The 12,378-nt window shown below is 66.9% G+C and carries 13 protein-coding genes and 1 pseudogene; 8 read left to right on the top strand and 6 right to left on the bottom strand.

Annotated elements, in window-relative coordinates; genetic code table 11:
• The first annotated feature begins 360 nt into the window (after nucleotides 1-360).
• Complete coding sequence (locus tag ACLJEU_RS11755) at nucleotides 361-816, top strand: c-type cytochrome (RefSeq protein WP_414662929.1); 456 nt, start codon at nucleotides 361-363, stop codon at nucleotides 814-816.
• Between the two features lie 36 nt (nucleotides 817-852).
• Here ACLJEU_RS11755 and ACLJEU_RS11750 read toward each other — a convergent pair whose 3' ends face one another.
• Both ACLJEU_RS11750 and ACLJEU_RS11745 read right to left on the bottom strand, forming a co-directional pair.
• A complete protein-coding gene (locus ACLJEU_RS11750) occupies nucleotides 853-1,983 on the bottom strand; it encodes a phosphoribosyltransferase family protein (protein WP_414662928.1) in 1,131 nt (376 codons plus the stop codon).
• Between the two features lie 11 nt (nucleotides 1,984-1,994).
• Nucleotides 1,995-2,441, bottom strand: a complete 447-nt coding sequence (locus ACLJEU_RS11745) for a universal stress protein (protein WP_414662927.1) — start codon at nucleotides 2,439-2,441, stop codon at nucleotides 1,995-1,997.
• Nucleotides 2,442-2,835: 394 nt separating this feature from the next.
• Between ACLJEU_RS11745 and ACLJEU_RS11740 the strand changes: the two genes are divergently transcribed.
• From ACLJEU_RS11740 to ACLJEU_RS11725, 4 genes are all read left to right on the top strand, one after another.
• A complete protein-coding gene (locus ACLJEU_RS11740) occupies nucleotides 2,836-4,434 on the top strand; it encodes a PAS domain-containing sensor histidine kinase (RefSeq protein WP_414662926.1) in 1,599 nt (532 codons plus the stop codon).
• On the top strand, nucleotides 4,431-5,126 hold the full coding sequence (locus ACLJEU_RS11735; protein WP_414662925.1) for a response regulator: 696 nt from the start codon (nucleotides 4,431-4,433) through the stop codon (nucleotides 5,124-5,126). Before ACLJEU_RS11740 ends, ACLJEU_RS11735 begins: the two co-directional genes overlap by 4 nt.
• 114 nt (nucleotides 5,127-5,240) lie before the next feature.
• Complete coding sequence (locus ACLJEU_RS11730; RefSeq protein WP_414662924.1) at nucleotides 5,241-5,513, top strand: hypothetical protein; 273 nt, start codon at nucleotides 5,241-5,243, stop codon at nucleotides 5,511-5,513.
• The gene (locus ACLJEU_RS11725) at nucleotides 5,510-6,445 is read left to right on the top strand and encodes a PocR ligand-binding domain-containing protein (protein ID WP_414662923.1); all 936 of its coding nucleotides are present in this window, start codon (nucleotides 5,510-5,512) and stop codon (nucleotides 6,443-6,445) included. The genes ACLJEU_RS11730 and ACLJEU_RS11725 overlap by 4 nt, the downstream gene beginning before the upstream one ends.
• On the opposite strand, the gene ACLJEU_RS11720 is transcribed toward ACLJEU_RS11725, so the two are convergent.
• Entirely contained in the window at nucleotides 6,438-6,791 is a 354-nt protein-coding gene (locus ACLJEU_RS11720) for a hypothetical protein (RefSeq protein WP_414662922.1), read from the bottom strand. The genes ACLJEU_RS11725 and ACLJEU_RS11720 overlap by 8 nt on opposite strands.
• Before the next feature lie 1,309 nt (nucleotides 6,792-8,100).
• Here ACLJEU_RS11720 and ACLJEU_RS11715 point away from each other — a divergent pair.
• Nucleotides 8,101-8,736 (top strand): annotated as a pseudogene (locus ACLJEU_RS11715) (dienelactone hydrolase family protein); the annotation flags it as partial.
• Between the two features lie 161 nt (nucleotides 8,737-8,897).
• Here the strand turns inward: ACLJEU_RS11715 and ACLJEU_RS11710 are convergent.
• Both ACLJEU_RS11710 and ACLJEU_RS11705 read right to left on the bottom strand, forming a co-directional pair.
• Nucleotides 8,898-9,041 carry a hypothetical protein gene (locus tag ACLJEU_RS11710; RefSeq protein WP_414662921.1) on the bottom strand — a complete coding sequence of 48 codons (144 nt, stop codon included), beginning with the start codon at nucleotides 9,039-9,041 and terminating at the stop codon, nucleotides 8,898-8,900.
• Nucleotides 9,042-9,170: 129 nt separating this feature from the next.
• Nucleotides 9,171-9,512: a hypothetical protein gene (locus ACLJEU_RS11705; protein WP_414662920.1), complete on the bottom strand. Its 342-nt coding sequence runs from the start codon at nucleotides 9,510-9,512 to the stop codon at nucleotides 9,171-9,173.
• Between the two features lie 215 nt (nucleotides 9,513-9,727).
• Between ACLJEU_RS11705 and ACLJEU_RS11700 the strand changes: the two genes are divergently transcribed.
• Complete coding sequence (locus ACLJEU_RS11700) at nucleotides 9,728-10,444, top strand: polyamine aminopropyltransferase (RefSeq protein ID WP_414662919.1); 717 nt, start codon at nucleotides 9,728-9,730, stop codon at nucleotides 10,442-10,444.
• 258 nt (nucleotides 10,445-10,702) lie between these two features.
• Here the strand turns inward: ACLJEU_RS11700 and ACLJEU_RS11695 are convergent, their stop codons facing one another.
• Nucleotides 10,703-11,317 carry an acyloxyacyl hydrolase gene (locus ACLJEU_RS11695; RefSeq protein ID WP_414662918.1) on the bottom strand — a complete coding sequence of 205 codons (615 nt, stop codon included), beginning with the start codon at nucleotides 11,315-11,317 and terminating at the stop codon, nucleotides 10,703-10,705.
• Nucleotides 11,318-11,327: 10 nt separating this feature from the next.
• Between ACLJEU_RS11695 and ACLJEU_RS11690 the strand changes: the two genes are divergently transcribed.
• A complete protein-coding gene (locus ACLJEU_RS11690; RefSeq protein WP_414662917.1) occupies nucleotides 11,328-12,305 on the top strand; it encodes a phosphatase PAP2 family protein in 978 nt (325 codons plus the stop codon).
• The last annotated feature ends 73 nt before the right edge of the window (nucleotides 12,306-12,378 follow it).

The raw sequence follows: 12,378 nt of genomic DNA, 5'->3' as shown, positions 1-12,378 counted from the left end.
AGGCAGGTTTCACGCGGTCGACAAGTCGATTGAGCGCCCGCGAGCCGCGAGGATGTGGTAACTGGAGCGTGATACCAATCGCTCCTTGCTTTTGGACTTCTGGATCGATCGTGGCTACGAGCGCCAGCGAGTGGCCGAACGGCCACTCGCTGGCGCTCGTAGCCACGGCTAAAGTCCAAAGGCAAAGAGCGATTGGTATGACTTGTTCGGAAATCCCGGGGGTGACGATCGGGGTGCCGGCGATTTCGAAGCAGGGTGCGTTTGCCCCGGTGCGCCCCGCCCTGCCCCGTCACCAAGGAATGCCGAGCCCTGGACAAAAAAGGCGGCGCAGAATCGGCCATGTCGGCGGATAGTTGCCGCGTGAAAACACGCTGCTTGGTTACCCTCGCGTTACTCGTCGTGCTCGCCGCCGGCTGCCAGAAAAGTCTGAAGTCCACCCGCACCTTCCGTCTCCCCGACGGCGATCCGATCCGCGGCAAAGCCGCCTTCATCGCACTGAAATGCGTCAACTGTCACACGGTCGACGGCGTCGAATTGCCCAAACCCACCGAGCCCGCGGAGAAAACCCTCGCGCTCGGCGGCAAGGTCGCCCGGCTCCGGACCTACGGCGATCTTCTGACGTCGATCGTGCACCCCGCCGCCAGCCTGTCGGACGCCCTCACGCTCCAGCAGCAGAAGAAAATGGAGAAGACGCCGATGCCGTCGGTGAACGACATGATGACGGTCAAGGAATTGATCGACCTCGTCGCGTTCATCCAGCCGCGCTACGTCCGCCTCGATCCGTTGTACGAGATCGACTATCCGACCGGGCCGTAAGGTCCGTCGAGAACCGTCCACCCGCCCCGCGACGCCTTACGCCGTCGCGGGGCGTTTCACGTCATGAAGAGGCGGTGTTTTCACGGGTGCCCGACGCCGGGGACGTGGTGATGCCGCCGTCCGGCGCCAGGGCAGCGCGCGCAACTCCGCCGGCGGAATGGGGCGGCCCGTGACCGCACAAATACCATACGTGCCCTGCTCCATCCGTTGCAGCGCCGCTTCCACCTCCACCACCGCCTCATCCGTCCGACGCGGCAGGGCGGCACCCAGTTCCCGGTCGTAGAGTTCATCCATCAGATCCACGCCATGCACGCTCGGCGGCTCCATCGCCTCACCGGGATCGCGCAACCGATCGCCGCCGCCGCAGAGCAGATGATTCCGCAATGCGAGCAGCGTCCGAAAATGCCACGCCCACTGCGGCGGCACGCTGCGGGCCGCGCCGGCGTGCGCCGGCGCGCGGGTTTTCGGGCGGCGAGGTTTGGCCGCCGGACACCCGCCGGCGGTCGTACACGCGGCGAGAAGACGTTTCACCTCCGTGTCCGACGTTGGTTGAAAGTCGGCGTAGAACTGGCCGATCGCGTTGAGGTTGTCCGGCGTCAGCACGGCGACGACCTTGCCCGCATCCTCCTGCAAATCGCGCGCCGTATCGGCCGCGATCACCGGTGCCGCCACCACGACTGCAGCCGGCTCGCCGGTCGCCAGCGCCTGCAACGCCGCCCGCATCGTCGAGCCCGTGGCGATGCCATCGTCGACCACGATGAGCGTCCGGCCCTTCACCTGCAGCGGCGGACGCGAGCCACGGAAGAGGTGCTCGCGCCGCTCAAGTTCGGCCGTTTCGTGCTGCAGCGCCGACGCCAGCGCGGCCGGCGTGACATGAAACGACGCCAGCACGCGTTCGTTGCGATAAAGCATGCCGCCAGAGGCGATCGCGCCCATCGCCAGTTCCTCATGTCCGGGCACACCGAGCTTGCGGACAACGAGGACTTCGAGCGGCAGCTGCAACGCATGCGCGACCTCGAAGCCGACCGGCACGCCGCCGCGCGGTAGTGCGAGCACGAGGGCGTTCGGGCGTCCGGCGTAGGCCGAAAGCTTGGCGGCGAGCAGCCGGCCCGCCTCCACCCGATCGCGAAAGGTGCTGATCAGGGCTGGACGAGTAAACGTGTTCATGGCCGTCGCGCCTAGACCTTTACCGCCTTCGAGAGCACGACCAGGACGGGGCACGGCGCGCGCAGCAGGACGCCGCGGGCCACGCTGCCGACGAGCGCGTCGAACATCGCGCCATGGCCGTGCGATCCGATGACCACGTAGAGGGCGGGCAGCGTCTTCGCCTGTTGAACCAGGCAGTCGACGCGTTTTCCGGTCACCTGCACGAGTTCAATCCGCGCATAGCGGCGCCGCAGCTTCCGGCCGAGTTCATCGAGCTTGTCCTGCACCATCTGCTTCGCCGCGCGCAGCACCTCGATGGACAGCTTGCCGGCCGGGAAGATATCGCGGGCCTGCGACGGCGGTTCGACCACGTGCACGAACACCACGCGGCCCTTCACCAGGCGCGCCAGACGTATCGCTTCTTCGGCTACAGCCAGCGTTACGGGGGAGAAATCAATCGGAGCCAGAATTGTTTTCATAGGTTGGTTTCCGCTGGGGTTCTCGCTTCTGCGCCGACGGGGCGCTCTTCATGGTTTAAGCTACACCCGCCCACCGAAACCGCTTCGCACCGGTTGTCATTCGCTGCGCACAATTTGGGTGCGAGGTGAGCGACCGTTGCGCCGCGGCGGGCAGCAGGGCGCGCCGCAGCCGGACGAGGGGCCCGGCAATTTCGGCCCAGCATGAAACAATATCCGCAGAGCTCGCGCTGCGGCATCGGTCTATGCTCGCCGCTGCCCTACAACCGGTGACCACCACCCCACAGTCACTTCTTCGGATCGCATCGGGCCCGGCCGGTGTTCTCACCCGGACTCGATCGCGTTTCTGCACGAGTCTGCTCCCCGACAATGGCCCCGTCCGCTGACTCGTTGCGCCATGCCCCGGAGAATTCCCCAGTCCAAACGGACGTCGCGTCGCGCCTCTGCCCAGACGACGCCTGAACTGCGTCGGGCCCGGAGGGAACTCGCGCAGGCGCGCGCTGCCGGGTCAAAACTCAAGACGGCCAATGCCGAATTGAAGCGGCGACTGGCGGAGCGCACCGCGGAAGTGGCCCGCACTGTCGGGGCACTGCGCGCCAGCCGCACCCGTCTCGACAGCATTCTCGGTGCCGCGATGGACGCCATCGTCAGCGTCGACGAACGGCACCGGATCGTGATCTTCAACCCAGCCGCCGAACGGATGTTCGGGCATCCCGCCTCGAAGGTCCTGGGGCGCTCCCTGAACCTTCTGATTCCCCGTCAGCATCACGCCGCACACACCCGGCACCTTGAGGCGTTCGTCAGCAAGGGGACCACCCGGCGCGCGGCCGATGCCCTGAGCCCGCTTTCCGCCCTCCGCGCCGACGGCAGCGAGTTTCCCATCGAAGCGTCGATTTCGTATTCCTTGGCCGAAGGCCGGCCGGTCTTCACCTCCATCCTGCGTGATGTCAGCGGGCGGATGCGCGCCATGGAGGCGATGCTGGAAAACGAAAAAGCGCTGATGGACTTCTTCGTCGCCGCACCGATCGGATTGCTCTGGGTGAAACCGGACGGGCAGATCGATCGCGTGAATCAGGCCGAGCTTGATCTGCTTGGGCGCACCAGCGACGAGGTGAACGGCAGGACCCTCGCGGAATTTCACGCCGAGCCTGACGTCATTGAAGCCATCCTCCAACGAATCGCCCGGCACGAGTCGCTGCGCGATCAGCGCGCCAAGGTCCGGCGCAAGGACGGTTCACTGCGTCATGTGCTCATCGACGTGAACGGCCTGTGGAAAGATCGGCAACTGGTGCATTCGCGCTGGTTCGTGCGCGACATCACGCGCCGCCTGGAGCTGGAGCGCGAGGTGCTCGGCATCGCGGAGCGGGAGCGCGAACGCATCGGCCGCGAGCTGCACGATGATCTCTGCCAGGAACTCCTCGGCATCGAGTTTCTCAATGAAACGGTGATCCGGCAACTGGACGGTGCCGCGCCGCAGGTGGCAAAAAAAGCCCGGGACGTCTCCCTCGCGCTGCGCGAGGCCATGAACCACGCCCGCGACCTGGCGCACGGCCTCTCGCCCGCCGCCGCAATGGTCGGACCCACCCTCGCCACCGCCCTTGAGGATCTGGCGTCGCGCACCCAGGCGCTCTTTCACCGGACCTGCACGTTTCGCGGCACAGTCCCCGAGCCATTGGCGGATCCGGCGATCGGCATCCATCTGATTCGGATAGCGCAGGAGGCGGTCAGCAACGCGATCCGCCATGGCAACCCCACCCGGATCGAGATCCAGATCAGCACGCTCGCACGAGACCTGATTCTGGGCGTGCGCGACAACGGCAGCGGCATTGCCGGGCTGCCCCGGAAAAAACACGGGATGGGTCTGCGCGTCATGCAATACCGGGCCGGAGTGATCAACGGCTCGCTCGTCGTGCAGCGCGAGACCAACGGCGGCACGGCCGTCATCTGCACCGTCAAGGACGCCCTGCGATCGAAGGCCGCACCTCCGCCCCCATGAAAGTGAAAGCCAAGCTCCCCCACTCCGCCGCCGCCTCCCGAGCGACCAAACGGATCATCGTGGTCGACGATCACCCGCTGACCTGTGAGGGCGTCGCCCATCTGCTGCGGAGCGAACCCGGACTCGCCGTGGTCGGCGTGGCCGCCACGGCGAAGGCCGCGCTCCACCTCGTGCGCGCGAAGTCGCCGCATCTGGTGCTCACCGATCTGTCGCTGGCGGAGAGCAGCGGCCTCGAACTCGTGAAGGACCTGCACGCCCAGTTTCCGCAGGTCGCCGTCCTGGTGTTCTCCATGCACTACGAGAGCCTCTATGCAGAACGCGTGCTGCGCGCCGGCGCGCGCGGCTACATCATGAAAAGCGAGGGCGCGGCCCGCCTGCTCGCCGCGGTAAGGCGCGTGCTGCAAGGGGAGGTCTATTTGAGCGAAGTGATGCGCGACCGCGCGGTGCATCGCTTTGGCGGCAGTCCGGCGACACGCGAGGGCGACCATGCCGCGGCATTGAGCGACCGCGAACTGGAGGTCTTCGAGTTGATCGGCCAGGCCTTCGGCACGCGGCAAATCGCGGCCCACCTCAGGCTCAGCACGAGCACGGTGGAGACGCATCGCGCCCACTTGAAGGAAAAGCTCCATCTCCACACCGCGACCGAACTCGTGCGCGCAGCCGTGGAGTGGGTCGACGGTCGCCAGCGTTGATCGTCGCCTGCAGGGCCGGCGGCGCATCGTGGATTCCACGATGCGGGGATCAGGGAGCGCCTGATTCCCAGGCCGCCAGAAATGCCTTAGGCTGACGGGGTCGCCCCTTCGTCCATGAACTCCGCGCTGCTCGTCCTCCCCAAGCTGCTCCAGAATCACCGGGCATGGAAAAGCCCGCCCTCCCTTTCCGATCCGGTCGATTTTTTTGACGCCGACGAAATCGCGCGGCTCGCCCGCGCCGCTTGGATCCGCGAAGGATCCCGTCCCGGCCAGCAAGCGGAATGCCTTCGCGAGGTGGAGAACCAGCTCTGGCTCTCCGGGCTGCTCGCACAACGACGCGGGAAAATGATCGCCGGTCACGCCGACCGCCACGGGGAATCGCCGTGATTCGACTCGAACCCCAGGTCCCGCCGCTCCCCGGCGCGGCGGCGGAGGAGCCGACGCACCACGCGCGCCGCCTGATCGAAACCCTGCGCCAGTCGCCGCTGTTCCACGACTTCCAGCAGGCGTTCGAAACGACCACCGGGTTGCCGCTGACCCTGCAACCCCCGGACGCCCTCGACCTCGCGCATCAGCATTCGAAGAATCAAAGCCCGTTCTGCGTCCTGATGGCGGGACACAACAAGTCGTGTTCCGCCTGTCTGGAAATCCAGCGACTCGCCCGCGAAAGCGCGACGACCGCGCCCGTCACCCTGACGTGCCACGCGGGTCTGTGCGAATCCAGCGTCGCGATTCGCAACGGCGACAGCGTGATCGGTTATCTGCAGGTCGGCCAGGTCTTCCTGCGCCCGCCCACGGCACCCCAGTTCGCACGCACGCTCCGCCGGCTGTCGGAGTGGAATCCCGCCCTGGACCGCACGGCAGCCCGCGCCGCCTACTTCAGGACCCGCGTGATGAGCCGCAAGCAATACCTCGCGACGCTTGAACTGCTGGAGATTTTTGCGCGCCATCTCGCATTGCACAGCAACGTCCTCATGCTGAACCGACAGGTGCCGGACTCGCCCACGATCGCACGCACCAAGCGCTACATCACGGAGCATCTCGACGAACCCCTCACCCTCGTGCGGGCGGCACGCCTGGCCAACATGAGCAGCTGCTATTTCTGCAAGAAATTCCGCCGCGCGACCGGACTGAACTTCATCGAGTACGTCGGCCGCGCCCGCGTTGAACGGGTGAAGCAACTGCTCCTCAACCGCCAGATGCGGATCAGCGAGGGCGCGTACACCGCCGGTTTCACGTCATTGTCCCAGTTCAACCGCACCTTCAAACGCTTCGTCGGCGAAGAGCCGCGCACGTGGCGCGAAAAGCAGCTCAACTGAGGCCCCGGCCCCGACCGCCCGCGGGCTGCGCCCGGTTGTCCGGCAGCAGTGCCAGGTTGGCGTCGAGACAGGCCTTTGCCTCGTCCCAGGCCTCGCGGGCGCAGGGCATGCCCAGCTGAATCCAAACGTGGTACGCGTACGCGCACAGATCGGCGTCCGAATAGCCATCGGGCGGCGTGGTCGGTTGCGCCGCCGTCCCGATCGCCACGCGCCCGGTCGGATCCGGTGACACCGCGGCTCGCCCCTGCAGCGGCCGCCCGGGCCTGCGCTCGCGAGGGGACACTTCCGCGGCCCAGGCGCTTCCGCCATCGTGGCCGACTGCCTGCTCGCTGCGGTGATGCTTCATGGTGATGGGATCTCTGCGTTGCCAGCGCCGCAACCTAGTCCCGATCGGTCCGGGCCGCTGGGCGGAATTTGTCCAACGTGCGGCTATTCTTGTCCGATCCACGACACGGGAAGCGCGCCGGATCCCGCGCCGGCCCATCGTATCGTGGTTTCAAGTACGCCGGGTTCCGGCACGAAGGTGCGCGCCGGCCGCGCCGGTCAAATGCTGCGGACTCTTCGACAAGAACTGCCGAGCCGCCCGGCGCGGGCGGGAGTACTGTCGCCGTGTTCCTTGATAGAACAGCCGAGGTGCGCAGGGCTGAGAGGTCAGGTGAGAACACGGCTGGGATAATCCCGGGCGACCGGGGAAAGGACGACGGCAGCTGGTGCCGTCCTCCCCTCCCGGCGGGCAACCGCCGACGCAGGCATATATCACCAGTTCCTCTGAACGGTGTCATGACCGTTCAGTGACATGACTCAGGAACTGAGCGGCGAGCCCCGAAGAGAAACCGCGGGCAAGCCGAGTCAGGCGGGCGGGGAGTTTCGATCCGCCCGCCGACGCAGTCACCCAGAGGGTAACGGCTGCTACTGCGCAGACCAGAACGCGGCGTCATCATCCGGCGGGACCACCCCGCCTCAAGGTCCGACCAAAAGAATGGCCGGACTCGCAAGGACGAGGGCGCTGCGGGGAGCGAGCGGACCTGGCAAAGTCCGTCAAACCTCCTCGATTGGGGGGTGCGACAAACCGCATCACCCAACTGCAAAGCCAACGCAGCCTGAGAGGTAAGAGGCCAGACCCGTAACGCAGGGCCAACGACCGGTCAAAAGCCGGCGCCGTCCCTGCGGCAACGGTGCCGACGCGAAGCACTCATTTGCAGGCGTGTCAGCACCCCGTCCGGCGCGCCGCTCCCGGCAGGGAGCGACCGAACCGGGCGAAGAGGCCTCACTCAATAATTCCGGCCGGCAACGGTCGGAACGGTCCCGCCATGAGACCGGAACATCCGCTTGCCGCGGACGAGTGGCGTCGGGGAGCACACGGCCCGCGCAAGCGAGAGCGCCTAACGTGTGCATCGGAAGGAGCGCGCGGCGAGCGCCCACCGCAATTAGGCCCCGGAGCTGCAAGGCTCCGGGGCCTTTTTGCGTTCAAGCGCAGCCGCCTCGTCGGGAGCGGACAAGTTTTGAAGATCGAATGGCAACATCCGCCGAGCCTCGCCCCCCGGGTGGAGATAGACTCCCGACGTCGGCCCGCGTTGTTCCCCCTGACTCCGGCGCTGCCCATGACTCCCGAACCCCGCCCTCCCTTCCATCCCGGCCAGGTGCCGCTGTATCCGGTGCACATTACGGCGGGACCGGTCGTGCTGGCCGGCGATCTCGCCCTGCCCCCGCGGACCACGGGCCTCGTGTTGTTCGCCCACGGCAGCGGCAGCAGCCGACACAGCGTGCGCAACCAGTGGGTCGCCCGCCGGCTGCAGCAGGCCGGCTGCGGGACGTTGCTCTTCGATCTGCTCACCCCCGCCGAGGAAACCACCGACGCGCACACCGGCCATCTGCGCTTCGACATCGCGATGCTCGTGGAGCGGTTGCAGGCCGCGACGCTCTGGGCCGGGCAGGAAATTCAGACGCGCGATCTGGCTGTGGGCTATTTCGGGGCGAGCACCGGCGGCGCTGCCGCACTCGTGGCTGCAGCCCGGCTGGGCCCGGTTGTCCGCGCGATCGTTGCACGGGGCGGCCGGCCTGATCTGGCGGGCGATGCCCTGCGCGACGTCGTGTCTCCGACGCTCTTGATTGTCGGCGAACGCGACGAGGTCGTCCTGGATCTCAACGCGCGCGCGCGCCGCCTGATTCCGGCCGAGGCGAAACTGGTCGTGGTGCCGGGCGCCACCCATCTGTTCGAGGAGCCGGGGACGCTGGAACGCGTCGCGACGCTGGCCACCGCCTGGTTCGAGCAGCATCTGGTTCCACCGTGACGGCGTCACCACGATTCCACTACGCGCGTCCGCCGGACTGAATCCCGCGCCACGCGCAGGCCGGCGCCGAGACGGAGCCGGCGGAATTTTCCGTCACGCGCAACGCCGCCGCTTTGCCTGGCTGCAGCCCGCGGAGTTCCGCCGGGCTGCACCGTTCCGGCCTACTTCTTCTTGTTCGCCGCCAGCTTGGCCTTGGTGGCCTGCTGCGCGTTGATCAACTGCTGCTTCTTGCTGCTGGCGTCGTCAGTCTTCGACTGCTTCTGCGTGGCTTTTTTCTGCACCGATTTCGGAGATCTGTCGCCCATGGTGGGTGTTCCTTTCAATGAGGTTGTCTCACCGTCGGAATGGATGTTTCCCCGAAGGCGTCTCCGTTCATCCGCGAGCAGGGGCTGGTTGTAAACAACCGTCGGCGCGCCGCCCTCGAAAAACCGCGATCAGCGCGTGGGGATGGTGTTGTCCTCGGTCAGCAGCGGATCGAAGAACACGACGCCGCAGGCGTGACACGTCACGAGGCGTTCGCCCTCGCTCAGTCCGAACTGGCGGGAGATCGGCTGGGCGACAAAGCACGCGCCGCACACGCCGCCGGTCAGTGGGGCGAAGGCCCGCTGCCCCGCGCGCCGCCGCACGTCGAAGGCGTTCACGAGTTCCCGCGGCACGCGGTGCCGCAGGTCTTGATAGTGGATTTGGATCTCCGGATCGCGCGGATCCCGCCGGCTTGCATCGTGCAGCCGGCTCAGTTCCGCCAAATCGTCGACGAGTTCAGGTGTGATTCTCATTTAAAGTCAGACACCGTCGAGACGGACTCACCCGCTTGGGTTCGCCCCGCTGACTGCCAACAGAGAGCGGGACGCCCGGCGTGAATCCGCGATTCGTCAGCGGTTTTAAAATCGTACCGGACGTGCGCGCGTTGGGACAGGACAATCTTTCCCGCGGCCGCAGTACCAGCGGACTCGGAGCGTGCATTTACCCCGTCGGGCCTCACGGTGCCTGCATGACTCCCATCTTCGAGGAACTGGACTACCAGCAAACGCCCCTCGGAGAACTCAGTCTCCGCCGCAAGCGGGTCGCGATCCTCGGCAACCAGGAAGTGTTCGAGGTGAAGCTGGGCGAGGCGTTTCTGATGACGAGCATGTTTCACGTCGTTGAGGAGGCGCTGGCTCATCTCGGTCTCGCCGCCCTCGGCGCGGAGCCATGCGACGTGGTCGTCGGCGGGCTCGGCCTCGGCTACACCGCCGTCGCCGCGCTGGCCCAGCCCAAGGTGCGATCGCTGCTGATCGTCGATGCGCTCGAAGCCGTGATCGGGTGGCACCGGCGCGGACTCGTCCCGCTCGGCGCCACGCTCACCGCGGACGCCCGCTGCCGTTTCCTGCACGGCGATTTTTTCGCGCTCGCCGCGGCGCCGTCGGGCTTTGACGCCGGCGCGCGCTTCCACGCCGTCCTGCTGGATATCGACCACTCGCCGAGCAACCTGCTGCATCCACGGCACGCGGCGTTTTACTCCGCCGCCGGCCTGCGCGCGCTGGCCGTGCACCTGCATCCGGGCGGCGTCTTCGCGCTGTGGTCCGACGACGCCCCGGATCCGGCGTTCGTCCGCAACCTCGAAGCCGTGTTCGGCTCCGTCACAGCCCACGTGGTCACTTTTCCCAATCCCCTGCTCGATCGCGACTCGGCCAGCACCGTCTACGTGGCAGTAAAAGCCCGCGGGTAAACTCCCACGCCAGCGGCGAGCTTCCCGCGAATCACGCGAAGGGACGCGAATCAAAGCGGCAAAAGGGAAAATCGCCCGCCCTCGATGCGACCGCTGAGCGAGCGATCGCGGTTCCTCTGCCTTGGAATCATTCGCGTCCGTCCGCGTGATTCGCGGGCAACCCGTCTTCGGCTGCGACTACCGGCCAGGTTCGCTGTCCGAGCCGGCATGCACGTCACGTCGTTGCCGCCCTGCCGACGCCCTGCGCCGCCCCGCGGGTCAGAAACGCCGGCCCAGGCCGAGCGTCGGACCGAGCGTGTTCAAACCGGGATTGATCTTGTCCATGCCGCGATTGGAGACGTGCTGAAAATAGAGCCCGACCCGACCGACCCACGGCGACTTCGCGCGCCACACGAGGCCGGCGTGCATCAGCCAGTTCAGATTGAAATCCTGGCCCTGCCCGCCCGGCACCTCGTAGCCCTTGCTATCCATCCAGCCAAAGCCGCCGCCCGCGGCAAAGAACGCGCCGAAGCGGCCCGACTTCTCCCGCCACTCGAGTTCCCCCGCCGCCGCCACGCCCAGGTAGGAATGCTCCGGTCCGCGCACGATCGGTTCCAGCAGCAGGCTGAAACGCGAGCGCATCATCAGCGTGCCACCCGCCCAAGGACGCTCGCTGATCGGCGGAATGCGCAGCGTGATGATCTGCGGCAGCAGCGTGTAGCTCAGCGGCGTCGCCCCGCCGCCCACCTTCCAACCGATGCCCGTGGTGACTTCGATTTCATAGCGCATCGGCGGAGCGGCCACCGGATCCTGGGCGAGCAGAGGACCGGTGCACCCCAGCGCGAGACTCAGCAACGCCATGGCGGACAACCGCACTTTCCGATAGTATGACATCCGCCCGAATGTGGCGACGGCTCCGGCCGACGCCATCGAAACCCACCCACGCCTGAAAATTCTTCCGCCGCCTTCTCCGCCTCCCGTTGAGCGCCACGCGTCAGCGCGATCGCCCGTCGCCCCGCCCGCGGCGTCCGCCCCGCCGCCGACCTGGTTTCGCCAGCTGGCGCCCCGCTGCGTCGCGCACTGGCCGCTCAAGGCGTTCGCCATCCCGCTGTTCGTCACCGCCTTCTTCGCCGCGTATTTCCAGCTGCTGCGATATCCGGTTTTTCCCGTGACGATGATGCCGCTGACGACCATCGACCGGCTGATCGGTTTTCACCCGGTCGCCCTGCTGCCCTACGCCGCGCTCTGGCTGTACGTCTTTCTCGCGCCCGCGCTGCTGCAAGGTCGACGCGAGATCGCGGTGTACACCGCTGAAGTCATCGCGCTCACCGGTACCGCGCTCGGGTTCTTTCACTTCTGGCCGACCGCGGTGCCGCCCCCGGCATTCGATACGACGCTCCATCCGCTCCTCGCATTCCTGAAAAACGTCGACGCCACCGGCAACGCCTGTCCGTCGTTGCATGTCGCGTTCGCGATCTTCACCGCGATCTGGCTCGCGCGTTTTCTCCGTGTCGCGGCCGCGCCCGCGGCGTGGCACCTGCTGAACGCCGCGACGGCCGCGGCCATCGTCTACTCGACCCTCGCCACCAAGCAGCATGTGGCCGTCGACATGTTCGCCGGCATCGCGCTCGGCGCCGCGGCCGCGTGCGTGGCTCCCCGCAGTCTGACTGCGGCCACGTCCACCGCCGGGCGAAATCAGTTTCGCAATCGTCTGATGCTCGCGTTCACCGTTTCGCTCTCCGGCAAACTCACGCTGCTGGCCCTCGGGCCCGACCTGACGGGACCCGTCGCCATCGCGCTGCTCTTTGTGATCCCGGACCTGTGGATTCTGGCCTTGGTGGGACTGCAGTTCTATCGCCGTTGTCGTCCGCCCCTCGCGTAGTTGAAAAGGCAGGACGCACGACCCCGGGGGTGCAGACGTTTCGCCTGCTCCAGAAACGACAAAGCATCGATCC

It is taken from the genome of Terrisphaera buseokensis (genome assembly GCF_047521145.2).
Taxonomy (GTDB): Bacteria; Verrucomicrobiota; Verrucomicrobiia; order Opitutales; family Opitutaceae; genus ER46.
Note: the sequence above shows the minus strand (reverse complement) of the source record. Positions and strands in the feature narration are given on the sequence as shown.

Excerpts from the sequence above, each read along its gene's own strand:
- ACLJEU_RS11750 (WP_414662928.1), bottom strand. The coding sequence starts at position 1,983 with ATGAACACGTTTACTCGTCCAGCCCTGATCAGCACCTTTCGCGATCGG.
- ACLJEU_RS11745 (WP_414662927.1), bottom strand. The coding sequence starts at position 2,441 with ATGAAAACAATTCTGGCTCCGATTGATTTCTCCCCCGTAACGCTGGCT.
- ACLJEU_RS11740 (WP_414662926.1), top strand. The coding sequence starts at position 2,836 with ATGCCCCGGAGAATTCCCCAGTCCAAACGGACGTCGCGTCGCGCCTCT.
- ACLJEU_RS11735 (WP_414662925.1), top strand. The coding sequence starts at position 4,431 with ATGAAAGTGAAAGCCAAGCTCCCCCACTCCGCCGCCGCCTCCCGAGCG.
- ACLJEU_RS11730 (WP_414662924.1), top strand. The coding sequence starts at position 5,241 with ATGAACTCCGCGCTGCTCGTCCTCCCCAAGCTGCTCCAGAATCACCGG.
- ACLJEU_RS11720 (WP_414662922.1), bottom strand. The coding sequence starts at position 6,791 with ATGAAGCATCACCGCAGCGAGCAGGCAGTCGGCCACGATGGCGGAAGC.
- ACLJEU_RS11710 (WP_414662921.1), bottom strand. The coding sequence starts at position 9,041 with ATGGGCGACAGATCTCCGAAATCGGTGCAGAAAAAAGCCACGCAGAAG.
- ACLJEU_RS11705 (WP_414662920.1), bottom strand. The coding sequence starts at position 9,512 with ATGAGAATCACACCTGAACTCGTCGACGATTTGGCGGAACTGAGCCGG.
- ACLJEU_RS11700 (WP_414662919.1), top strand. The coding sequence starts at position 9,728 with ATGACTCCCATCTTCGAGGAACTGGACTACCAGCAAACGCCCCTCGGA.
- ACLJEU_RS11695 (WP_414662918.1), bottom strand. The coding sequence starts at position 11,317 with ATGTCATACTATCGGAAAGTGCGGTTGTCCGCCATGGCGTTGCTGAGT.